This is a genomic window from Pseudaquidulcibacter saccharophilus, assembly GCF_019455445.1.
GTDB classification, from domain to species: Bacteria; Pseudomonadota; Alphaproteobacteria; order Caulobacterales; family Aquidulcibacteraceae; genus Pseudaquidulcibacter; species Pseudaquidulcibacter saccharophilus.
Map to the genome: position 1 here is coordinate 80,593 of NZ_JAHWUS010000002.1, position 23,404 is coordinate 103,996.

The following is a 23,404-nucleotide window of genomic DNA, read 5'->3' on the forward strand; positions in this document are numbered from 1 at the left end:
ATTTTAGAGAGATTAGTTTGCCTGTCTGCGAAGGAATGCAGGGATTGAATAATCATCATCATTGATGTCATCATTATACATTGGTTCGTCATTAGGTTCGATATTTTCTTGGTAAGTGTCCTCTTGAGTAGGACGTGGTTTTGGGCGACCAAAAATATTCAAAAGACCAGCGCCACTGCTGCGGTGAGGTTGTGCATGTGATTGCTCAACTGGTTTTTTAGGTGCTGGTTGAGCTGGTTGTGCAGGTTGATAGTTTTGGGTGCGTTGATTTGCTAGTTCACGCTGTGCTTCACGAACCAAATGCTGTTGTGAGTTGATGTCATAATGTGGACGCTCTGGCTCTTGCAAAGGCATTTGTGCTTGAACTGGTTCTTGCTGATGATGAATAGGTTCACGTGCAGTCATTGGCAATTCAGGCTCTTGAACGATTTGTTGTGGCTGCGGCTGCGGTTGCGGCGCAGGAGTAGGCGCAGATGCATAAGTTTCACGTTGGGTTACACGAACAACTTGGATTGGTTGTTGTGGTGCAGATGCCTGAACGGTACGTGCGCTTTGCATTTCTGGAACTGGTTGAACAACTGAATCTTCATCAATACCAGATGCCACCACAGAAACGCGGATTTTGCCTTCTAATGCTTCGTCAAAGGTTGAGCCAACGATGATGTTTGCTTCTGGATCAACTTCGTCTTTAACTTGATTAGCTGCTTCGTCTAATTCGAACAGGGTCATGTCATTACCACCAGTTACGTGGATAAGGACAGCTTTTGCACCTTTTAATGAAACGTCTTCAAGCAGTGGGTTATTGATGGCAAGGTTTGCCGCTTTGCGTGCGCGGTCATCACCCTCTGCTTCGCCGGTTCCCATCATTGCTTTGCCCATGCAAGACATAACAGATTTAACATCCGCAAAGTCAAGGTTGATAAGGCCAGGCATAATCATAAGGTCGGTAACGCCACGAACGCCTGAATGAAGCACTTTGTCAGCCATTTGGAAGGCTTGTTGGAAAGTGGTTTTATCATTGGCAACGCGGAAAAGGTTTTGGTTTGGAATTACAATCAATGTATCAACATTTTTTTGAAGTTCAGACAAACCAGCATCCGCCATTTTCATGCGGCGTGTGCCTTCAAAATGGAATGGTTTGGTAACAACTGCCACGGTCAAAATACCCATTTCACGAGCGGTGCGTGCGATAATTGGCGCTGCACCAGTACCTGTGCCGCCGCCCATACCAGCAGTGATGAACACCATATGCGCATCGCCAAGATGTTCCATGATTTCTGCTTGGCTTTCTTCAGCAGCAGCCATACCAATTTGTGGGTTTGCGCCGGCGCCAAGACCTTGTGTAGTGTTAAGGCCGATTTGAATTTTACGTTCTGCTTTAGAGCGGTGAAGTGCTTGGGAATCTGTATTCGCAACCACAAAGTCAACGCCTTGAAGATTGTCTTCAATCATGTTGTTAACGGCATTGCCACCTGCGCCGCCAACGCCGAATACGACAATGCGTGGTGAAAGTTCAGTTGTTGCAAGTGCATTAAGGCGTAAAACCATTGGTCTGCTCCGAATATTAGTTCTTAATAAATTGGTAAACATAATCTCAATTAATTTGCTTAAGAGAATCTTAACGCGGAGTATTAATTTGCTGATTATATGAATATTTTTCACTCAGAAATCATTGAAAAACAACATTTTTTCTTAAAAACTATATCTAATCAGAAGGTTAAAGGGTTTTATTGATAGTGCGAATTAGAATTCCCTCGTAAAAAGCCATTAAAAGTAAATTTTAAGGCGTTAAAGTGTTAATTTCTTCAGAAAATATAATTACATTTTGTCCGTTTATTTTTGCACAAACACCCCCTAAATATAAAATTAGTAAAAATGGACAATAAAATGACGACCAATATTAATGATTCAGACCTAACTACCCGCGCATTAACAGAAGGTGCACAGGAAATTCTTTCCAACGCACTTTTAGGCGCCGATGACGGTGAGATTTATCTTGAAAATACCCGCTCTGAAACCTTTTTATGGGATGATGGTCGTCTTAAATCCGCAGGCTTTGATTCAGAAGAAGGATTCGGGTTGCGCGTGGTTTCGGGTGAGGCAACGGGTTATGCCCATTCCAATGAAATCTCCAAGGCATCATTCATGCGCGCCAGCGAAGCCGCACAATTAGCAAAACGTGGCAAGGGCTTTAAACTTGGCGACGCACCACAAAAAACCAACCGCAAATTATATGATGATGTGGACCCCCTAAGCGCGCCAAGTTTTGAAAGCAAGATTGAAACCCTAGCACAGGTTGATTCCTATGTTCGCGGCAAAGATTCGCGTGTTGTACAGGTTTCGGTTTCAATGGCGGCATCAAAAAAGGATATTGCAATCATTCGCAATGACCGCGACATTGCCACCGATCACCGCCCTTTGGTGCGGGTGAATGTTTCGGTAACACTTGAAAAAGATGGTCGCCGTGAAACGGGCTCATCGGGCGCGGGCGCACGTATGATGTATGATAATTATATCGAAGATAGCAAAATCAAGGCTATTGCCGATGAGGCACTTCGTATCGCTTCTGTTAATCTAGAGGCAATTGCCGCACCTGCTGGTGAAATGGATGTTGTTCTTGGTGCCGGTTGGGCAGGTGTATTGCTTCATGAGGCCGTGGGGCACGGACTTGAAGGTGATTTTAACCGCAAAGGCACAAGCGCATTTTCGGGCAAAATTGGGCAACAAGTTGCCGCAAAAGGTGTAACCGTTGTTGATGACGGCACATTACAAGATCGCCGTGGCTCTTTAACAATCGATGATGAAGGCACACCAACCGAACGCACGGTTTTAATCGAAAACGGTATTTTGGTTGGCTATATGCAAGACCGCCTAAATGCCCGATTAATGGGTGAAAAATCGACTGGAAACGGTCGCCGTGAAAGCTTTGCCTATGCGCCAATCCCACGTATGACCAATACTTTTATGGAATCTGGTGATAATGACCCACAGGAAATTATCGCATCTTTGAAGAAAGGCATTTATTGCGCGGCACTTGGTGGCGGGCAGGTTGATATTACATCGGGCAAATTTGTATTTCAAACGTCTGAGGCCTATTTGGTTGAAAATGGCAAAATCATTGCCCCGGTAAAAGGCGTAACCCTAATCGGTGATGGCCCAACCGCATTGACCAAAATCTCCATGATTGGCAATGATTCCAAACTTGATGAAGGTGTTGGAACCTGTGGCAAAGGCGGGCAGGGCGTTCCAGTTGGCGTTGGCCAACCAACCGTTATGATACATGGTCTTACAGTGGGCGGGGCAGGGTAAGCCGTTCAAGTCGCCACCCTCGCTTCGCTCACTCAGCGACTTGGGATATAGGAAAAGAATTTTTTAAAAGGCACTTTGAAGAAAGTGCCTTTTGTGTTTTCACACCACCAACACGCTCGCGCCCGTGGTTTTGCGGCTTGTTAAATCTTTATGTGCGGTCGCAACATCCGAAAGCGCGTATTTCTGATTAATTTCGATTTTAATTATGCCTTTGGCGATTAGGTCGAATAATTCTCCTGCACTTTCAAGCAAGGTTGCACGATCGGGATTATAGGCAAAAAGGTTAGGGCGGGTTACAAACAGCGAACCTTTGCGGTTTAACAGGCCGATATCAAATGGCGGAACCGCCCCCGAAGATTGCCCAAAGCTAACAAATAATCCCAATGGTTTGATAATGTTTAATGAGCCGTCAAAAGTATCCTTACCAACGCTATCATAAACCACGTCGTATTTTTTGCCGCCATTTAATTCAAGCGCGGGTTTAACAAAATCACCTGCTTTGTAATCAATAACTTCGTCAAAGCCGTGTGCCTTGGCAAGCGCGCATTTTTCCGCACCGCCCGCAGTGCCGATAACTTTTGCACCCAAATGATGCGCCCATTGCCCGAATATAAGGCCAACGCCACCGGCGGCAGCATGGTAAAAAATTGAATGTTCAGGGCCAACCTTAAAAGTGCGACGTAATAAATATTGTGCGGTTAAACCTTTTAACAAACATGCCGCCGCAACTTCTTCGGAAACCCCATCGGGAAGGGGGATAACCTCATCGGCATTTATCGCGCGATATGTGCAATATGAACCAAGACCACCGGTATAACAAACCCGTTGACCAATTTCAAAGCCTGTCACTTCTTCGCCAATTTCGGCAATAGTCCCTGCGGCTTCTGCACCCAAAACCACTGGAAAGGGTGGTGTCGGATAAAAACCAGAGCGGAAATAAGTATCAATAAAGTTTAGACCGACCGCGGTTTGTTTAATCAAAACCTGCCCTGCTTTTGGCTTAGGGGTTGGAAGGGTTTGATATTCAAGAACACTTTCATCGCCATATGAATTGATAATTATTGCCTTGTTTTCCATTATTTTAATCCCTGTTTACCGCAAAGCCCGCAAATGCTTGTTGCACCGGCATGATTTCAAGCGTGTTGATATTAATATGCGCTGGCAGTTTTAGTACGCTTTCAACCGTTAGGGCAATATCATCTGCCGAAAGTGGTTTCATGCCTTTATAAACATTATCGGCGGCTGATTTGTCACCCTTGAAACGCACCAATGAGAATTCGGTTTCGCACATGCCTGGCTCAATATTGGTAACGCGGATATTTTTCCCAAGTAAATCGGCACGAAGGTTTAAGGAGAATTGATGCACAAATGCCTTGGTTGCCCCATAAACATTGCCGCCAACATAAGGATAAGTTCCAGCAACCGAACCCATATTTATAATGTCACCACGATTATTTTTGACCATAATCTCAAGCACGTGGCGCGTTACATGCACAAGTGCGCGGACATTGGTATCAATCATAGTGTCCCAATCGGAAAGGTTTGCCGCATCCGCGCCGCCAAGCCCAAGTGCCAGACCAGCATTGTTGAATAAAATATCAATATCAGCAAAATCAGATGGCAGGGTTTTGATACATTCTTCGATTTTGTCAGTGTCGGTTAAATCGAGCGTTCTAGTTAATAATTGCCCGCTTCCTAATTCTTCAACCAATTCATCAAGTCGTTCTTCGCGGCGACCGGTTGCGATAACTTTGCCACCAGCAGCAATAATACGGCGTGTTAATGCCGCCCCAAAGCCTGATGTAGCACCGGTTATAAAGGCAATTTTTCCCTTTGCCCAATTGTTTTCTTGCTTTATTGATTGTTCCATAATATTCCTGCTATGCGAAAATGTTTGGTTTTTATACGATGTCGTGAAATTGTATTCAGAGTTGCAATGCTTATTTTAGAGGAAACAGCACAATAAGGAAATAATATAATGGCAATTTATCACAGAAAATCTGAAGAAAGAGGTGCCGCAAACCACGGTTGGCTTGATACCAAATATAGCTTCTCTTTTTCAAACTATTATGATCCTAATTTTATGGGCTTTGGCCCGCTTCGGGTTATTAATGATGACCGCATTGCCGGCGGTGGTGGTTTTCCAACCCACCCGCACGATAATATGGAAATCGTAACCTATGTTCTTGAAGGTGCATTGGCACATAAGGATTCAATGGGCAATGGCACAACTATTAATGCCGGTGATGTGCAGCGTATGAGTGCGGGAACCGGTGTTCGCCATTCTGAATTCAATGCGTCTGACAAAATTGGCGTTCATCTTTTGCAAATTTGGATTATGCCCGACAAAGATGGTTATGAGCCATCTTATGAGCAGAAACAATTTACACGCGGTGACAAACTTGGCAATCTTAGACTTGTGGCATCAAATGACGGCCGTGATGGTTCGGTATCAATCCATCAAAAAGCCAATATTTATGCGGCAATCTTTAATGATGGCGATAGTGCCGAACTAAACCTTGCAAAAGGTCAAGGCGTTTGGGTTCAAGTTGCCAAAGGTGGTATTGTGGTTGTTAACGATACCGAGCTTAAACAAGGTGATGGTCTCGCGATTTGGGAAACCGATAAAGTGACCATCAAAGGCAAAGAAGAAGCCGAATTTTTGGTTTTTGAATTGGGTTAAACCTGTTTGAATTCTTTTCTTTGCCCGATTTCATAGGCAAATAATGCCACATCATCGGCATTATAAAGACGATATATAACCGGCATATTTTTAGATTTACCTTCGTATAATTCGGGAACAAGGAAATTTAGCCCAACAATATGTCCGGTTTCGTGAATTATTGTAACCACACGATTCCTCAAGTTGGTTTCAAAAAACGGCGTGCCAAGTTTTATGGTCCTCCCCAGAAACATGGCACGCCCCATTTTATTGCCAATATTCGCGGCTTTTATCCGGTATTTATTGCCGTCATCACCCAAAACATTCGCAATTTTTCTAATTGTCTTAAGGGCGGATTTAAGAACATATTGATTATTCTTGCCAAAATGCTTTTGCAAAGTTTTTAAGATAATTTGTGAATTTGGCGATAATTGCCCCGAATACTCTTCGCGTGCTACTTCCAGCAAATTAATAGCAATTTTTAGGTATTCACGTGCAATTTCTTGGGCATGGACGATTTTTTTGATTTCTTTGGCGGGAAGGTTTTCGATTATTTTTGCCATGCTTAAGCCGTTTTGGCTAACCAGTTTAAAATATCTTTTGCGACATCTTCTGCATTTGGTTCCATGGTTATCATATGCGCATGATCGGGATATTCGATATATTCGCCACCAATTCGCGCATATTTCTCGCCAATCTTGCGCACCAAAGGAATGATACAAGTTCTATCATGGAATGACCCAATGGTTAGGGTAGGGACATTGATTTTATTTTCATCAATGATACCGGTTTTATTTTCGTCGGCATATGGATTTACGATATTTTCAAGCGCCAGCCCCGATTCATAAACCATGGTTTTATGAATTGCCAATCTTTCTTTTTCGGGGATTTTGTTTAATGCCAAAAAGTCGAGCGATAAATCATCGATTTTATATGAAAAACCAGGGCGTTTTAATTTCAACTCCCCAATAAAACTTAAACCCATTTGAATGCCTTCATTAAAGCAATCGCCGGGGGCGGCGGGGGTTATAAATACCGATTTATTTGACAACCCCATTTCTGTAAGCTTTTGGGTAATTAAACCGCCCATCGAATGCCCGATAATAATAGGCTTTTGGCCTGTATCTTCGGTTATTTCATGGGCAAGCTCACTCGCTTCATCGACCATGTCTTGTAATGACATTTTTGATAGTGAGTGTGGCGGGTGCCTGTGCATACGCAAATCGGGGAAAAGTGTTGGCGTAAAACACTCATAGCCCGCCTGTTTAAAAAGCGGGACAAACTTTGCCCAAATGATATTTGTTGCAAAAGCGCCGTGTATGAATAAAACGGGTTTGGAACTTCCTTCACCCATTTATGCGGCAAACCTTGCGAAATGCTCGATAACCTGAAGATAGACGCCACGTTTAAAAGGCACAACCAAATCAGGTAAAAGTGCAGGCTTTTCCCAACGCCAATCATCAAACTCGATTTGCTTGTGACCATCAAGTTTTATGTCATTGTCATCGCCATTGAAGCGCATGGCATACCAAATTTGTGCCTGCCCTTTGTAGTGGTTTAGTTTGCTTTTGCGCATTGATTCAGGAAAATCATAACAAAGCCATTCATTGGTGCGTGCCAATATCTCGACCTTGGACGAATCTATTCCTGTCTCCTCAGTTAGTTCGCGTAATGCGGCATCAACGACACGTTCCCCGTGATCGATTCCCCCTTGCGGAGTTTGCCAACAATACGCACCGCGAAAGCCGCGTCTGCGGCCAATCCATGCCTTGCCATCTTGGTTAAAAACCAAGAGACCGACATTCGGGCGGTATAAATCAGGTGGTGGTGGTAATAATTCCATAATTATTCAGCATAAACTAAATAATATCAAACTTCTATATCAGACATAAGTTATGTGACAAATTTTACACAATTTTTGGCTAATTGGTCATTGCTGAAACCGGCGCCAAAACGATGCCGCGCGATTTCGCCTGTGATGCCCATGATGAAATCTGATCAATGGTTACCGCATAACCAACCCCAAAGCCAATCGAATAGCCACGTTGTCCCGCAAGTGCTTCTAATGCGCCTAATTGGGCATTAATATCACTTGCAGAAGGTCGCTGGTCAATCAGGCGGTCGGCATTAGATGACTTTAGGCCTGCACCCTTTGCAAATTGCCCTAGCCCATTTGTTGTGCCATCAGACACAAAGCCAAGACCACGCGCTTTTAGCATTTTCATAATTGAGGTTGCAGGCCCCGCAGAACCCGCAAGTTTTCCACCCAAATAATTGGTAACACCAAAATAGCCAGTTGCACGAGATAATGAGAATTCAAGGCGGTGTTGGTTTTCCTCTGCCGAAGCACTTGAAAGAATCGTTTGTGGACCGGGGTCATTATCAGGGTAATCATATGGTTCCATTGGAATTTCAATCAAAACCTCATGCCCCTTTGCGCGCGCTTTATTTATCCAACCTTGAAGGTTATCGGCGGTGGGAACAAATGATAGTGTCACCTCGGATGGCAGTTGATTAATCGCCCGTTCGGTAATGCGGGAATTAAGACCAAGACCACCAACCACAAGCGCAATTTTTGGCGCGCCAGTTGCCGCAAATGGGCGTTTATAGGCGTCAAATGGCGTGCGTCCATCTGATGAAACGATTGGCAATGGGCCAATGCCCGCCATTTGGGTAAGGCCTGAAATCGGTGCAGATGGCAGTGGCGCACCGCTGGCATAAGAAACCGCACCACGGGTAATGTTTACGCCGTTTTCGTTATTAGTAACCAATGTTGTCTTGGTATCCATTTGCGGTGCCAATATGCGTGCTTGCCCACTATTGGGGGCAGGTGGCGCAATTGCCGCCTCGGCAACGCTTCTGGCATGGGGTTCGTTTGCATTTGCGCCATGCGGCGAGGTTTTTTCTTCTTGTAAAGAATCAAGTTGCAAACCCTGTACCCATGGTGACATAGAACCATCAGGAATGCGCCAAGCCATTGCCTGCAAAACGCCATTTGGATTTTGTTCGGTGTTGGTGATTTCGGAAACTTGACCATTTGCAGGAAGTTGCGCAGGTGGTTGATAATGTGGAACATCAAGTTCAATTCTTGGTCCAACATCTCTTGGGTTTCCAGTGACTTCGATTGCACCTGCACCCGCAACCGTAATTGCGCCAATCCCAAGAAATGCCTTGGCAAAATGGGTCATTCCAACCAATAAGGGTTTTTGATTTAAAAACGCGCTTGCAGCCGCCATTTTGATTTCCTGATTTTCTATCAATTTATAAATTCTTAATGCGCTATTTTGGTTAGCGAATTCTTAACATTTTGCCGCACCAAACTATGATTAAGGAAAATTACGAATTTTGTCATACAGGAATTTTATGAAATAAAATGTCCGGTATCTCGGTCACTGAACCAATATTCAAACAATATTTCACGTAATGTAACCATTTTACCCCCTTTTGTGACCATTTTTAACATTGTTTTTCATAAAACATCCTTTGAAAAGTTATTAATAATCAATTGGTTGTGCTGAAATAGCATCGGTTTTTTTTATGCAATGCCCCAAAAATGCTGACATTTGTTGACATTTTGCCGTCCTCCACCACGCATTGATTTTGCATTTATGCCCATATCATAAGGGATAAAGTAGGGTGGTGGATAGTGTTTCTTAAATGTTGGAGTTTGCGTGCCTTGCTTCTCCCTTGCGGGGAAGCTGTCGCCGAAGGCGACTGAAGGGGGGCGGCTATTCAAAATTACGAATTACGTATTTTGTCATGACCTTCAAAATTGCAAAGCAATTTGTCCGGTATCTTGTGGTTTATACAGTTAGATACCGGACATTTTGTTTCACAAAATTCCGGTATGACAAAATCCGTAATCCGTAATTTCTACGCTTTTCTATCCAGTGCGATTGCGGTGGTGTTTGCGCGGGCTGGGGCGGTTTTTATGCCGCCTGCGCCATATGAAATTGGGGTAGGGCGCGCGTTCATTGCCTCTTTGGCGATTGCCTGAACCAAACCTTCGGTAAGGCGCATTTTTCTTTCCAAGGCGTTTTCATGTTTTTCCATTAAATCGCGAAATTTTTCGGTGCAATCACGCAATGCGGCTTTTAATGCCGGATTACCAGATTGAAGCAAATCAGGGTTTTGGGCGATGCGTCTTGTCTCGCTTGAATATGCGGCGGCAAGGCGCGAAACCTCATCATTAAGGGGTTTTACGTCGGTTAATTCATTTGAATCAAGTGCGGTAAGTTGGTTTTGCGTTATCTCGCACAGGCGTTTTGTCAAAAGCACCATTTGCTCAAGATAATCATTTGTGTCTTTTGCGATCAAAGCCATGAATTACTCCTGCGCCAATGGTATTGCTTGGGTTTTTTGTGCGGCTTCTTGGATTTTAAGGATTTCACCTTTTACAGCAGTGGCAATTCCAACCCCGTTGGTGTGTGAAATTGCCTTTGCATATTCATCGTATAAAAATGGCTTGAAGGCGCGTTCGCCCGCGCCGCCGCCAAATTCTGAATCCGACATGTCATTATCTGTATCAGAGAATGACAAAAGCTGTGACAGAACCATTTGTTCAAATTGCTTTGCCACTTTGTCGGCGTGTGCCTCACCAGTGATTTTGGAATTAATGCTTCCAAGTGTCTGGGCGACTATGTTTGCGCTCATGTTACTCATCACATTACCTCAATATCTGCTTGGATTGCGCCGGCGGCTTTTAGCGCCTGCAAAATCTGAATTAAGTCACGTGGGTTAACCCCAAGGGCATTAAGACCCGCCACCAGTTCACGAAGTGGCACACCGCCCCGAACCATGGTCAAATCGCCTTTATCTTCTTCAACTTTGATGGTTGATGATGGAACTGCTGCGGTCTGGCCCTGAGAGAATGGGGCAGGTTGGGAAACGCTTGGGTTTTCGCCGACAGAGATTGTCAAATTACCCTGTGCCACAGCAACGGTAGAGACCTTAACATTCTCACCCATAACTACGATGCCGGATGATTCATCAACCACAATTTTTGCAGGGCTATCGGGGATAACTTGAAGGTTTTCAATGCGGGCAATCAAATTCGCCATATTACCAGGGTAGCCAATAGGCTTCATCAAGGTTACGCTTGATGGGTTTTCAACGATTGCCGCCTCTATACCAAGGTTTTTGTTGATTTCTGCCGCAATACGTTTTGCGGTGGTGAAATCTGGGTTGCGTAATGATAGGCGCAGCTCAGTCATATTGGCGAGGTTGAAATTAGTTTCAAGTTCGATTGTCGCGCCATTGGCAACGCGGCCATTTGTGGTAACACCGCGACCGATTTTTGAGCCTGATTTACCGCTTGCTTCAAAGCCACCAATTGTAAGCTGCCCCTGGGCAACGGCATAAACATTGCCATCCGCGCCGCGTAATGGGGTAACGCTTAGTGTGCCGCCTTCAAGGCTTTTGGCATCACCAATTGATGAAACATTGACGTCGATTTTTGTGCCAACAGTGGCAAAAGGAGGCAAGGTTGCAGTAACCCAAACCACGGCAACGTTTTTAGTTTGCATAGAGGTTTGATCACGAACGTTTGTTCCCATTGGCTCAAGCGAATTTTCAAGCAATTGCTTTGTCATCGGGCTATTACGCAAATTATCGCCAGTTCCAGGCAAACCAAATACAAGGCCAACGCCGACAAGCTGGTTATCGCGAACCCCTTCAACCGAGGTCATATCCTTAATTCTTGAACCACTGCCGGCCGCGTTCGCCACCGTAAAGGGGGCAAAAATTAACAAAGCCAAAGCAAAGAGAACAGGTTTAAATGATTTCAACACGGTATAATTTGCCTTAAAGTTAAATAAAAACATTATCCGAAATTACAATGCGAAATCCGTGCCAATTGACGATTTATATAATGTGTTGATTTTAAAGCAAAAATATTATTAATTTCTGATAATAAATTACCTATTAGGCAATTTTTGCCCAATTGATTAAATTTTATCAAATGCTTATAGTAAATTAACCAAATATTATGAATACAAACCTATATTTTAAAGCATGAAAATCGAAGGCGTTTCATCATCTGTGGCAGCACAAAATAGGAAAGCAGAAAAAATCGCTGCTTCTGGTTTTGCTGTACCTAATCAAGCGGCACCAAAGGCTGGTGCAGCGCAAACGCCAATTCCATCTAGTGCGATAAGTTCGCTTGATTCACTTTTGGCACTTCAGGCCGAAGACACACCACAAGAGCGCCGCCGCCGTGCAATTTCACGTGCTGATTCGCTACTTGATCAGCTTGATGATTTGCGTGTTGCAACGCTTTCTGGTCGTGTAATGCATTCCCAAATTTCAAAACTTGCCTCGTCACTGCGTGAGCGCCTCGAAGGTGTTGATGACGAAAAATTGCAATCAATTCTGGATGATATCGAATTGCGTGCAGAGGTTGAGTTAGCCAAGCTTGAAAAAAGTTTGTAATTAATTGGGCTAGCATCTGCTAAAAAAACTAACTTAGTGGCATTTTTACACATCAATTACAGTAGAAGCAGTTTGTCAAAAGACCTCACTACGACTATATGCGCAAATTAAATAAAGCATACATGGCACTTTAGGAATTCTAGTGCACTTTGAGAATTCTAGTACTGGTGGAGGGCTGAGGATGACGCAGATTACATCCAATGAATATAGCGCAGATGTTAGCGAAAAGATCCGTAAAATGGACGAAGATCTGGGCAATTACATACCAACTGATGACGAACCATTCATGAATGAACGTCAGCTTCAATTTTTCCGTGTGAAACTTGAAAAATGGAAAGCTGATATTCTCGCCGATAGTCAAAATACAATATCTCACTTGCAAATTGATTCAATCAACTTGCCGGATTCAATTGATCGCGCATCGGCTGAAACCGAAAAAGGTATTGAACTTCGCACCCGCGATCGCCAACGTAAACTTATTGCCAAAATCGATGAAGCAATTAAACGCATCGATGAAGGTGAATATGGTTATTGCGAAGAAACCGGTGAGCCGATTTCACTTGGTCGTTTGATTGCCCGTCCGATTGCGACACTCTCCTTAGAGGCACAAGAACGCCACGAACGCCAAGAAAGAGTTCATAGAGACGACTAATAATTCGTACTTTGATGCATTTTTTGAGGAATATGGGGCAATTTATGCAATTGCCCTATTTTTTTTGTTATGATTTCGGGTAAAAGACGCGAGTTCTGGCAAAATGGCTCCGTAGCTCAGCTGGATAGAGCATCCGCCTTCTAAGCGGACGGTCACTGGTTCGAATCCAGTCGGAGTCGCCATTCTTTTCAAAGGCATTTTTCAAAGACATATTGGCTATAAACTAACCAGAACGCCTATTTTTTGATGTTTTGTGCATTCTGCATGGAATATTTATATTTTTGCCTAATTCAATCACAATTTTGTGCCAAGATATAGGCGAAAGTTGGTGTGAAGAATCAAAATGAAAAAGATGATTTTGCCATTGGTGGCGTTTTTATCTGCTTGCAGCTTTATTGGTAATGAGCCGCCAAAAATTAAATCTACCCATGTGCCTGAAACTGATCTTGAGTATGTTTATTATAATTATGATATCTATTCCCAAGATTTTACTGCGGATAGAAATGTTTTGGGAATTGCCGAGGCAATAAAGGACACCGTAAAATCACTTCAGGCGCAGAAAAACAGCGAATATAAAAATATAAAATATGTTGATTTCAATTTCCGGCTTGTGAATCCGAATAAACCTAGTGAAACCCTTGATTATGCGGAATTTGTTATTCCTTATAATACGGCGATGCACGCAAATATTTCAAAAGACAAACCTGTTGATTATCTTGATATGGAAAATGACTTCTGGTTCAAAGATGAAATGAGTAATGTTGTTGTTGAAAGCTTTTGTGCAGATTTGCGTTTTGGGCCCAGCCGTTTTTGTAATCTGGTTGATGCAGGTGTTTAAGGCGGGTTCTAATCACTATTATAATGAATTTTGCACTTTACAAATTTTGTAAATTTTGTAGGCACATAATGGAATGAGAGGGAATTATGGGCGCACGTATTTATTCACCTGCGAAAAATCCGTTACAATCAGGTCGTGGCAAACTTGGCATCTGGGTTCTTGAATTTGAACCACAAGGCGCAAAGACCAAAGATCCACTTATGGGCTGGACATCTTCGGGTGACACTTTGCAGCAATTGAAAATGACTTTCCATTCTAAAGAGGCGGCAATTGAATATGCCACCAAAAACAATATTCCATATGATTTAGAAGAACCAAAACCGGTTAAACGTATTATTCGTGCCTATGCCGATAATTTTTCGATGAACCGCAAAGAACCTTGGTCACACTAAAAAAACAATATGCTACAAAAAAAAGCCCTGCATCGCAGGGCTTTTGTTTTATGATATGGCTCGTGTTTTATGCGATTTGTTTTGGGTTTGGCCCATAAATGTTTTCAGGTTCAGAATCTTTTACCATGAAATAAATTAAAACAATCGCGCCGAAGAACGGTATAAGGGCAATCAACAGCCACCAAGCACTTTTACCAATGTCATGCAATCTGCGGAATGAAACGGCAAGACCGGGAACCAAAGCCACAAGGCTATAAAGCCCACTTAATGGACCTGATCCCGCGCTTTTGAAAATTACACCATCTATAACGGCAAGAAGAACTGCAACAATTATGTTGGCAAGCGTGAAAAGCCAATATTCACGTCTGCGGGCGCGGCCTTTAAAATCACTCCAATTTAAAAAGACGCTTTTATAGTTTTCAACGATTTCGTTCATTAAAATCCCCTGTTATTAAATTTAATTCATGATAGCAGTGGAATGTAACAATGCAAGGACAATTACTATTTATTGCGCCGTTTACGCCTTTGTTCATGGACTTCTAATGTGTGTTTTAAGTATTTGCCGGTGTGGGTATCTGTTTTGGCAACATCTTCTGGTGTGCCTTGGGCAATAATTTGCCCGCCGCCGTCACCGCCTTCTGGCCCAAGATCAATAATCCAATCGGCAGTTTTAATAACATCAAGATTATGTTCAATAATCACAATTGTATTACCGCCTTCGGCAAGTTCTTGTAAAACCTCCATTAATTTGCGGGTATCTTCAAAGTGAAGACCGGTTGTTGGTTCATCAAGAATATAAAAGGTGCGCCCGGTTGAACGTTTTGCAAGCTCTTTTGCAAGTTTTACCCGTTGTGCTTCCCCACCTGAAAGTGTGGTTGCGGGTTGCCCGATTTTTATATAACCAAGCCCAACACGGCTAAGCGTTAGCAATTTGTCGCGAATTGCCGGAACCGCACCAAAAAAGTCCGCACCTTCATCAACCGTCATTTCAAGGACGTCGGCAATGGATTTGTTGCGATAACGAACGTCCAATGTTTCGCGATTATAGCGATGACCATTACAAGTGTCACAAGTAACGTAAACGTCGGGCAAGAAGTGCATTTCAATCTTTTGAACCCCGTCACCTTGGCATGCCTCACAGCGACCACCTTTTACGTTAAAGCTAAAACGACCAGGGCCATAACCACGTGCCTTTGCCTCTGGTAAATTGGCAAACCATTGGCGAATGGGATCAAATGTTCCGGTATAGGTTGCGGGGTTGGAGCGCGGCGTGCGCCCAATTGGTGATTGGTCAATATCAATCACTTTATCAAGATGGTGATACCCCTCTATATCCTCATAAGGGGCGGGGTGTTCGGACGCACCATTAAGGCGGCGTGCCAAAATTTTATAAAGAGTTTCGATAATAAGTGTTGATTTTCCGCCACCAGAAACCCCAGTGATGCAGGTCATAAGCCCAAGTGGCAAATTAAGCGTAACGTTTTTAAGGTTATTGCCAGTTGCACCCTTTAACACCAACATTTTGTTTTTATTGGGTTTACGGCGTTTGGCAGGAATTGGAACCTCAAGTTCGCCACGCAAATATGCGCCGGTAATACTTGTTGGGTGGTTTTCAATATCTTTTGGTGTGCCTTGGGCGATAACTTCACCACCATGTATGCCGGCGCGAAGCCCCATATCAATAACATGATCTGCGGTTAGGATTGCCTCCTCATCATGTTCGACCACCAAAACGCTATTACCCAAATCGCGCAAACCTTTTAGAGATTCCAAAAGCAAAGTATTATCGCGCTGATGCAGGCCAATTGATGGCTCGTCCAAAACATATAAAACCCCAGTCAGGCCAGAGCCAATTTGTGAGGCAAGGCGAATACGTTGGCTTTCCCCACCCGAAAGCGTTGCCGAACCACGGTGCAGTGTTAAATAATCAAGCCCGACATTGACCAAGAACCGCAATCTTTCACGAATTTCTTTTAAAATCCGTGCGCCAATTTCTTTTTGACGGTCACTTAGGACATTATTCAAATCTTCAAACCATTGGTGGGCGTTACGGATTGAAAAAGTGCTGGCTTCACTAATATCAAGGCTATTGATTTTTACCGCCAATGCTTCAGGGCGGAGGCGTTTGCCGCCACAAGAAGGGCAGGTTTGCGCCGATTGGTATTTTTCCAAATCATCGCGTATCCAATTGGAATCAGTATCGCGCCAACGGCGTTCAAGATTTGGTAAAACGCCTTCAAAAACCTTGGTGGTTTCATAACGGCGATTGCCATCTTCATAAATAAATTGAATTTTTTCTTTACCAGAACCAAACATAATTGTGTGGCGGGTTTCGGGTTTTAATTCTTTCCACGGTGTGGTGATTTTATCGCCCATATGCTCACAAATAGCTTGTAAGGTTTGGAAATAAAGCGGTGAATTACCCTTTGACCATGGGGCAACAGCGCCATTTTGAATGGTTTTATCGGTTTCGGGAACAATTAAATCAGGGTCAAATTTCAACTGCACCCCAAGGCCGTCGCAGGTTGGGCAGGCACCATTAGGATTATTGAATGAAAATAGACGCGGTTCAATTTCGGCAATCGTAAAGCCAGAAACCGGGCAGGCAAATTTTTGCGAGAAAATTATTGGTTCTTTTGTGTTGTCCTTGTCGGCAAATTCAACAATCGCAATCCCATCGGCAAGTTTGCATGCGGTTTCAAAGCTGTCGGCAAGACGGGTTTCAAGACCTTCTTTGACAACAATCCTATCAACAACAATTTCGATTGAATGTTTGAATTTTTTATCAAGCTCTGGCGCTTCATCTAATGTATAAAATTCACCATCGATGCGCGCACGGGTAAGACCTTGCTTAATCCAGGATTTGATTTCGGTTTTAAATTCCCCCTTGCGGTCACGCACAACGGGTGCAAGCAAATAAAGGCGTGAACCATCTGGCAGAGCCATAACGCGATCAACCATTTGCGAGATTGATTGGCTTTCAATCGGTAGTCCTGTTGCCGGAGAATAGGGGACCCCAACCCGCGCCCATAAAAGACGCATATAATCGTGAATTTCGGTTACAGTTCCCACGGTTGAACGTGGGTTTTTGGATGTGGTTTTTTGTTCAATCGAAATTGCGGGTGACAATCCCTCAATGGCATCAACATCGGGTTTTTGCATCATTTCAAGGAATTGCCGTGCGTAGGCAGAAAGGCTTTCGACATAGCGTCTTTGCCCCTCTGCATAAATGGTGTCAAAGGCAAGTGATGATTTACCCGAACCCGACATACCAGTTAAAACCACGAAGCGACCACGCGGAATTTCAACATTGATGTTTTTGAGATTATGCACGCGCGCACCGCGAATTCTTATGGTTTTGCTCTCGCTCATCTTATTCCCTGATTAAGATTTAGAATCGACTTGGCTTTTGAAAATACTAGAACATAGTGTGAACAAAATATAGGCGGTCAAGTGTAAAAACTCTTGCCACGATTTTGTAAAGCTATATAAGGGTTGGCTTAGTTTTTTTAAAGGGTAAAGCCCAAATTGTTGTATAAGGTGTAGTATGGCTGGTTCGGTAAATAAAGTGATTTTGATTGGCAATTTGGGACGTGACCCGGAGATTCGTTCATTCCCATCGGGTGACCGCGTTGCGAATTTCTCAATTGCAACCTCCGAAAATTGGCGCGACCGCAACACTGGCGAGCGTAAAGAGCGCACAGAATGGCATAATATCGTGGTGCGTGGCGAAGGCTTGGTAAAAGTTGTTGAAAACTATGTTAAAAAGGGTTCAAAACTTTATATCGAAGGCTCGCTTCATACACGTAAGTGGCAGGATCAAAATGGCCAAGACAGATATACAACCGAAGTTGTGATTAGTGGCTTTGGCGGTTCTTTGACAATGCTTGATGGTCGTTCTGGTGGCGGTGGCTCATCTGATTCATATGGCGGCGGCGATGATTCTTACGGTAGCTCTAGCTATGGCGAACCACGCCAAGGCAGTGGTGAAAAACAATCATTCTCTAATGACACCATTGATGATGATATTCCGTTCTAGGAAATTTTAAAATATTACGCTTTGCGTATTTATTTGACGTTTTATTATAAAATGGCTTAGTGTCGGCTAAGCCATTTTTAATAACTAAATCATTGTTCCTTTGGGGTGCAAAATGCCAGATTTAAAAACCTTTCACGGCTCTTGCCATTGTGGCGCGGTTGAATTTGAGGTTCAGGCGCGGGTTGATGAGGAAATTCGTGAATGTACTTGTTCAATGTGTGAACGCACGGGGTTTATTCACTTGATTGTTTCTAATTCGCGTTTCAAAATTACCAAAGGCGAAGAAAATCTTACCCATTATAAATTCAATACTGGCGTTGCCGACCATACATTTTGCAAGATTTGTGGCGTAAAAGCGTTTTATGTTCCGCGGTCTAATCCCGATGGAATGTCGGTTAATGTACGCTGTATTGATGGTTATCCTGATTTGCCTTTTAAAACGGTCGCGCCATTCAATGGCAAAAACTGGGAACAGGAAAAATCCATAAGGCATTTATCACAAGATTAAATATAGATTGAATGGGCATTTTACCCACAGTCTGATTTGTCGTTCTACTTCCAAACTGCTAGTATGAAAAACCAATTATAAAAAATTCGATTCGTGCAAGAGAGCGCGAAAAACAAAAGGTATTATTTTGTCAAACGAAGATAATGAAAACGAATTAGAAGTAAATTCAGGTGGTGAAGGTGAAAATAATGGCGGCGGTCGCCCACCCATCAATGAAGATGGTATCGAACCGATTGCCATTGAGGATGAGTTAAAGTCATCATACCTCGACTATGCCATGAGCGTGATTGTTTCACGTGCCCTTCCTGATGCGCGTGACGGTTTAAAACCAGTTCACCGTCGTATTTTATACGCAATGTATGACGAAGGTTTTACGCCTGATAAAAAGTTTGTGAAATCGGCGCAAACTGTTGGTGCGGTTATGGCGAAATACCACCCGCATGGTGACAGTGCGATTTACGATGCAATGGTGCGCATGGCGCAGCCATTCTCAATGTCTCTTATGCTGGTTGATGGTCAGGGTAACTTTGGTTCGGTTGACGGTGACCCACCTGCTGCGATGCGTTATACGGAATCACGTTTATCAAAGGCGGCAATTCCGCTTTTGGATGAAATGTATGAAGACACCGTTGAGTTTGTTGAAAACTATGACGGTTCTTTCCGCGAACCTGCGGTTTTGCCGGCAAAATATCCAAATCTTTTGGTAAATGGTGCGGGCGGTATCGCGGTTGGTATGGCAACCAATATCCCACCACACAATTTGGGTGAAGTTTGTAACGCCGCCCTAGCTATGCTTGAAAATCCAGATATTTCGGATAACGAAATTCTTGAAATTATCCCTGGTCCTGATTTTCCTACTGGCGCGCAAATTGTTGGCCGTGCCGGTGCGCGTAAAGGCTTGCTTGAAGGTCGTGGCTCTGTGGTTATGCGTGCGACTTCTACGGTTGAAAAAATACGTGGTGAGCGTGAGGCAATTATCGTTACCGAAATTCCATACCAAGTGAATAAAGCGGCAATGATTGAAAAAATCTCGGAACTTGCGCGCGAAAAACGTATCGAGGGGATTTCGGCACTGCGTGACGAATCTGACCGCAAAGGTATGCGCGTTGTTATTGAAATCAAACGCGATGCCTCTGCCGAGGTGGTTTTAAACCAGCTTTATAAATATACCCAACTTCAGACATCTTTTGGTGTTAATATGTTGGCGCTGGTGGATAGATTACCAATCCAGATGAATGTTCGCACAATGTTGCAAACTTTCTTGCGTTTCCGCGAAACAGTTATCACCAACCGCACTCGTTTCCGTCTTAACAAGGCGCGTGATCGTGGGCATGATTTGGTTGGTTTGGCGATTGCGGTTGCCAACATTGATGAAGTGGTGCAACTTATTCGTAATGCACCCGATCCTGCTGCTGCACGTGAGGCATTATTGGCGCGTGATTGGCCGGCAAAAGATTTGGCGCCACTTATTGCCCTTATTGCCGACCCGCGTTCACATCTAACCGATGGTAATACGGTTCGTTTATCGGAAACACAGGCGCGGGCAATTCTTGATTTGCGCTTGCAACGTCTTACTGGCCTTGGTCGCGAAGAATTATGGAATGAAGTTAACTCACTTTCTGAAAAGATTGCTGATTTGCTTGAAATCCTACGCTCACGCGCCCGCATTATTGAGCTTATTCGTAGTGAACTTGTTTCAGTGCGTGATCAGTTTGCGGTTCCACGTCGTTCAATCTTTATCGAGGCTGGCCTTGATATGGAAGATGAAGACTTTATCGAGCGTGAGGATATGGTCGTAACCCTTTCTCACCAAGGTTATATTAAACGTACTGCGCTTTCTCAATATCGTGCGCAAAACCGTGGTGGTCGCGGCAGAAGTGGCATGAATACCAAGGATGAAGATTGGGTGGTTGGTCTATTTGCGGCATCAACGCATACACCAATTCTATTCTTCACCAACAAAGGCTTGGTTTACCGTGAAAAAGTTTGGCGCTTGCCACAAGGGGATCCGCGCACAAAGGGTCGTTCGGTTGCCAATATCCTTGCATTTGAACAAGGCGAAAGAATTCAATCGGTTCTTGCCTTGCCAGAGGATGAGGGAACATGGGAAAACCTTGAATTAATGTTCGCCACCAAAAAAGGCACAGTGCGCCGTAACTCATTGCTTGATTTCCAACGCATTTCACGTGGCGGTAAAATTGCGATGAAGTTTGATAGTGAAGATGATGCAATTATCAATGTTGCGATTTGCGCACCCGAAGATGATGTGCTTTTGACCACTAAAAACGGGCAATGTATCCGCTTTAGAGCAACCGATGTCCGCGTCTTTAAAGGTCGCGATTCAATGGGGGTTCGCGGTATAAACCTTGCGGCGGGCGATGAAGTTATTTCAATGTCTGTCATCAAAAATGTTGATACCGAGGCATGGGAACGCACCGCATATATCAAACGTTCACGTGCTGAACGCGGTGAAGCCCTTGAGGATAATGAGGTTGAAGTAGAAGAAACCGAAGTGGTTTCTGATAATGGCCTTGATGATAGCCGCTATCAACAACTAAAAGAATTTGAGCAATTCATTCTTGCGGTTACTGATGATGGCTATGGTAAGCGTTCTTCTTCATACGAATATCGTGTAACTGGCCGTGGTGGTAAAGGTATCGTTGCCCATAAACTTGTTCGCAAAGATACTTCATTGGTTGCTGCTTTTGCGGTTAATGATGCCGATGATTTGATGATGGTAACTGATGGTGGACAGTTAATCCGCACCAAAGTTGCCCAAATCGGTATCAAAGGGCGCGCAACCCAAGGGGTTCGCCTTATCCGTGTTGGCGATGATGAAAAAGTTGTATCAGTTGAACGTCTTGATGAGCCGGAAGGGGATGATGAAACAGTTGATGTTGAAAACATCGCTGAAAATGAAAACCCCGAGGTAACAGCAGAAACACCAACTGAAGAATAAACAAAAGCCGCCCCTTAAAGGCGGCTTTTTTTGTCTTACAAAATTGCGGTAATTTAACATCAGCACCCGTATTTTTGGTTTATATACATGCGTGTCCTGATTTATTGTGAAATTGGTTGATTTATTTTTGCAATTGGGTTTGGTAAAGTGACCCAGAATTAGAATAAACCAAATTTTTTAGGGGAATGTTATGGCAAAATTAGGTGAACCAAGAGTAGGGCTTTACCCAGGAACTTTTGACCCCATAACATTCGGTCATCTTGATATTATTCGCCGGGCGGTGAAAATTTTTGATGAACTTGTGATTGGCGTTGCCGTAAACCGCGATAAAGGGCCTCTGTTTACTTTAGAGGAACGTGTGGCGATGGTTGAAAACGAAATTCGCCATATTCGCACCGATGCGGTTATTCGTGCCGTGCCTATGGATGGTCTTTTGATGCAGTTTGCCGTTGAACATAAGGCAAATTGTATTGTTCGCGGTCTGCGTGCGGTTGCCGATTTCGAATATGAATTCCAAATGGTTGGCATGAACCAAAAACTTAATTCCGATATTGAAACTGTATTTTTTATGGCTGCACCACAGCATCAGGCAATTGCTTCACGTCTGGTTAAGGAAATATATCGTTTAGGTGGTGAGGTCGAGAAATTTGTTCCCGATGGCGTAAAACAGGCATTAAAGGAGAAACTGGGTGACCAGAAGCAAAAATAATAAAATGAAAAACATTCTTATTAAAACCGGTATTGCCGCAATTAGCCTTATGTTGGCAGGGCAGGCGGCATTTGCACAAGATGCAACCACCAATATTGATATGTCAAAAGTGGTTTTTAAACCGATTGATCCAGAAAATGTTATCGTGATTGATACCACAAAGGGTCAGATTATTGTTGCTCTTTCGCCCGATATTGCCCCAAACCATGTTGAGCGTATCAAAACACTTGTAAGACAAGGCTTTTATGATGGCGTGGTTTTTCACCGTGTTATTGATGGCTTTATGGATCAAACTGGTGACCCAACCGGAACCGGAACTGGTGGTTCACAATTGCCTGATTTAAAGGCTGAATTCACATTTTCTCGCGGTAAAGATAGCCCGTTTGTAGAAGCTGCTACAATTAATGGCAGAAGTCTTGGTTATTTTGGTTTCTTGCCTGCAACCTCACAACCAAGCGCACTTTTAAGCATCATCAAAAGCGGTCAATTAACGGCATTTGCCAATCATTGCGAAGGCACGGCATCAATGGCACGCGCAATGGACCCCGATAGCGGTAATAGCCAATTCTTTTTAATGCGCGGCGAAACCCCTGCTTTGAACGCAAAATATAGTGTTTGGGGGCGTGTGGTTTCCGGCGTTGATGTGGTTAAGGCCATCAAAATCGGTGAGCCGGTGGTTGACCCCGATAAAATGATTAAAGTGCAGGTTTTGGCCGATATAAAAGATAAAAACCGCCCAAAAGCTTTTTATGAAGATCCAAATTCAAACTATTTTAAACAACGCCTTGCAGCCGAAGTTACAGCCAAGGGCGATAGTTTTAACAATTGTAGTTTTGAGCCATTGGTAAAGGCACAATAATCGTCAAATTTCCATTTATATATTATGGAATTATGATAATTTAGCGTT

Annotated in this window: 23 protein-coding genes and 1 tRNA gene; 12 read left to right on the plus strand and 12 right to left on the minus strand. The window is 43.6% G+C overall.

Translation table 11 applies throughout. The features are described from left to right. Positions 1-12: 12 nt before the first annotated feature. Positions 13-1,548 (minus strand): cell division protein FtsZ, encoded by a 1,536-nt coding sequence (gene ftsZ / locus KXV15_RS06060; RefSeq protein ID WP_240007286.1) that lies wholly within the window; start codon positions 1,546-1,548, stop codon positions 13-15. A gap of 339 nt (positions 1,549-1,887) precedes the next feature. Here ftsZ and tldD point away from each other — a divergent pair, with 339 nt between their 5' ends. Next, positions 1,888-3,309 carry a metalloprotease TldD gene (gene tldD, locus KXV15_RS06065; RefSeq protein WP_420830574.1) on the plus strand — a complete coding sequence of 474 codons (1,422 nt, stop codon included), beginning with the start codon at positions 1,888-1,890 and terminating at the stop codon, positions 3,307-3,309. 99 nt (positions 3,310-3,408) lie between these two features. Here tldD and KXV15_RS06070 read toward each other — a convergent pair whose 3' ends face one another. Both KXV15_RS06070 and KXV15_RS06075 read right to left on the minus strand, forming a co-directional pair. Further along, complete coding sequence (locus KXV15_RS06070) at positions 3,409-4,386, minus strand: quinone oxidoreductase family protein (RefSeq protein ID WP_240007288.1); 978 nt, start codon at positions 4,384-4,386, stop codon at positions 3,409-3,411. Between the two features lie 4 nt (positions 4,387-4,390). Further along, positions 4,391-5,179, minus strand: coding sequence for an SDR family NAD(P)-dependent oxidoreductase (locus KXV15_RS06075; RefSeq protein WP_240007289.1), 789 nt, complete (start codon positions 5,177-5,179; stop codon positions 4,391-4,393). Positions 5,180-5,287: 108 nt separating this feature from the next. On the opposite strand from KXV15_RS06075, the gene KXV15_RS06080 reads away from it, so the two are divergent. Further along, entirely contained in the window at positions 5,288-5,992 is a 705-nt protein-coding gene (locus KXV15_RS06080; RefSeq protein ID WP_240007290.1) for a pirin family protein, read from the plus strand. On the opposite strand, the gene KXV15_RS06085 is transcribed toward KXV15_RS06080, so the two are convergent. The 7 genes from KXV15_RS06085 to KXV15_RS06115 all read right to left on the minus strand — a co-directional run bounded on the left by KXV15_RS06085 (position 5,989) and on the right by KXV15_RS06115 (position 11,727). Then, entirely contained in the window at positions 5,989-6,534 is a 546-nt protein-coding gene (locus tag KXV15_RS06085) for a hypothetical protein (RefSeq protein WP_240007291.1), read from the minus strand. The genes KXV15_RS06080 and KXV15_RS06085 overlap by 4 nt on opposite strands. Positions 6,535-6,536: 2 nt before the next feature. Then, complete coding sequence (locus tag KXV15_RS06090; protein ID WP_240007292.1) at positions 6,537-7,325, minus strand: alpha/beta hydrolase; 789 nt, start codon at positions 7,323-7,325, stop codon at positions 6,537-6,539. Then, complete coding sequence (locus tag KXV15_RS06095) at positions 7,326-7,814, minus strand: RNA pyrophosphohydrolase (RefSeq protein WP_240007293.1); 489 nt, start codon at positions 7,812-7,814, stop codon at positions 7,326-7,328. Positions 7,815-7,893: 79 nt separating this feature from the next. After that, complete coding sequence (locus KXV15_RS06100; RefSeq protein WP_240007294.1) at positions 7,894-9,207, minus strand: divergent polysaccharide deacetylase family protein; 1,314 nt, start codon at positions 9,205-9,207, stop codon at positions 7,894-7,896. Between the two features lie 637 nt (positions 9,208-9,844). Beyond that, complete coding sequence (locus tag KXV15_RS06105; protein ID WP_240007295.1) at positions 9,845-10,294, minus strand: hypothetical protein; 450 nt, start codon at positions 10,292-10,294, stop codon at positions 9,845-9,847. 3 nt (positions 10,295-10,297) lie between these two features. Then, positions 10,298-10,624 carry a rod-binding protein gene (locus KXV15_RS06110; RefSeq protein WP_240007296.1) on the minus strand — a complete coding sequence of 109 codons (327 nt, stop codon included), beginning with the start codon at positions 10,622-10,624 and terminating at the stop codon, positions 10,298-10,300. An 8-nt stretch (positions 10,625-10,632) separates the two neighbouring features. Further along, positions 10,633-11,727, minus strand: coding sequence for a flagellar basal body P-ring protein FlgI (locus KXV15_RS06115; protein ID WP_240007297.1), 1,095 nt, complete (start codon positions 11,725-11,727; stop codon positions 10,633-10,635). 256 nt (positions 11,728-11,983) lie between these two features. Here KXV15_RS06115 and KXV15_RS06120 point away from each other — a divergent pair, with 256 nt between their 5' ends. From KXV15_RS06120 to KXV15_RS06140, 5 genes are all read left to right on the plus strand, one after another. Further along, on the plus strand, positions 11,984-12,400 hold the full coding sequence (locus KXV15_RS06120) for a flagellar assembly protein FliX (protein ID WP_240007298.1): 417 nt from the start codon (positions 11,984-11,986) through the stop codon (positions 12,398-12,400). A gap of 238 nt (positions 12,401-12,638) precedes the next feature. Next, a complete protein-coding gene (dksA, locus tag KXV15_RS06125) occupies positions 12,639-13,052 on the plus strand; it encodes an RNA polymerase-binding protein DksA (RefSeq protein WP_240007755.1) in 414 nt (137 codons plus the stop codon). 105 nt (positions 13,053-13,157) lie between these two features. After that, positions 13,158-13,234, plus strand: a tRNA-Arg gene (locus tag KXV15_RS06130). A 161-nt stretch (positions 13,235-13,395) separates the two neighbouring features. Next, complete coding sequence (locus tag KXV15_RS06135; protein ID WP_240007299.1) at positions 13,396-13,890, plus strand: hypothetical protein; 495 nt, start codon at positions 13,396-13,398, stop codon at positions 13,888-13,890. An 86-nt stretch (positions 13,891-13,976) separates the two neighbouring features. Continuing rightward, positions 13,977-14,282 carry an ETC complex I subunit gene (locus tag KXV15_RS06140; protein WP_240007300.1) on the plus strand — a complete coding sequence of 102 codons (306 nt, stop codon included), beginning with the start codon at positions 13,977-13,979 and terminating at the stop codon, positions 14,280-14,282. Between the two features lie 67 nt (positions 14,283-14,349). Here KXV15_RS06140 and KXV15_RS06145 read toward each other — a convergent pair whose 3' ends face one another. After that, positions 14,350-14,718, minus strand: coding sequence for a DUF805 domain-containing protein (locus tag KXV15_RS06145; RefSeq protein ID WP_240007301.1), 369 nt, complete (start codon positions 14,716-14,718; stop codon positions 14,350-14,352). 65 nt (positions 14,719-14,783) lie between these two features. Further along, positions 14,784-17,654 (minus strand): excinuclease ABC subunit UvrA, encoded by a 2,871-nt coding sequence (uvrA, locus tag KXV15_RS06150; RefSeq protein ID WP_240007302.1) that lies wholly within the window; start codon positions 17,652-17,654, stop codon positions 14,784-14,786. 175 nt (positions 17,655-17,829) lie between these two features. Between uvrA and ssb the strand changes: the two genes are divergently transcribed. The 5 genes from ssb (at position 17,830) to KXV15_RS06175 (ending at position 23,356) form a co-directional block, all read left to right on the plus strand. Further along, positions 17,830-18,321: a single-stranded DNA-binding protein gene (ssb, locus tag KXV15_RS06155; protein ID WP_240007303.1), complete on the plus strand. Its 492-nt coding sequence runs from the start codon at positions 17,830-17,832 to the stop codon at positions 18,319-18,321. 112 nt (positions 18,322-18,433) lie between these two features. Next, the gene (locus KXV15_RS06160) at positions 18,434-18,829 is read left to right on the plus strand and encodes a GFA family protein (RefSeq protein WP_240007304.1); all 396 of its coding nucleotides are present in this window, start codon (positions 18,434-18,436) and stop codon (positions 18,827-18,829) included. 127 nt (positions 18,830-18,956) lie between these two features. Further along, on the plus strand, positions 18,957-21,788 hold the full coding sequence (gene gyrA, locus KXV15_RS06165; RefSeq protein WP_240007305.1) for a DNA gyrase subunit A: 2,832 nt from the start codon (positions 18,957-18,959) through the stop codon (positions 21,786-21,788). 190 nt (positions 21,789-21,978) lie between these two features. Beyond that, positions 21,979-22,497: a pantetheine-phosphate adenylyltransferase gene (gene coaD, locus KXV15_RS06170; protein WP_240007306.1), complete on the plus strand. Its 519-nt coding sequence runs from the start codon at positions 21,979-21,981 to the stop codon at positions 22,495-22,497. Positions 22,498-22,501: 4 nt separating this feature from the next. Next, positions 22,502-23,356, plus strand: a complete 855-nt coding sequence (locus KXV15_RS06175) for a peptidylprolyl isomerase (RefSeq protein ID WP_275671578.1) — start codon at positions 22,502-22,504, stop codon at positions 23,354-23,356. The last annotated feature ends 48 nt before the right edge of the window (positions 23,357-23,404 follow it).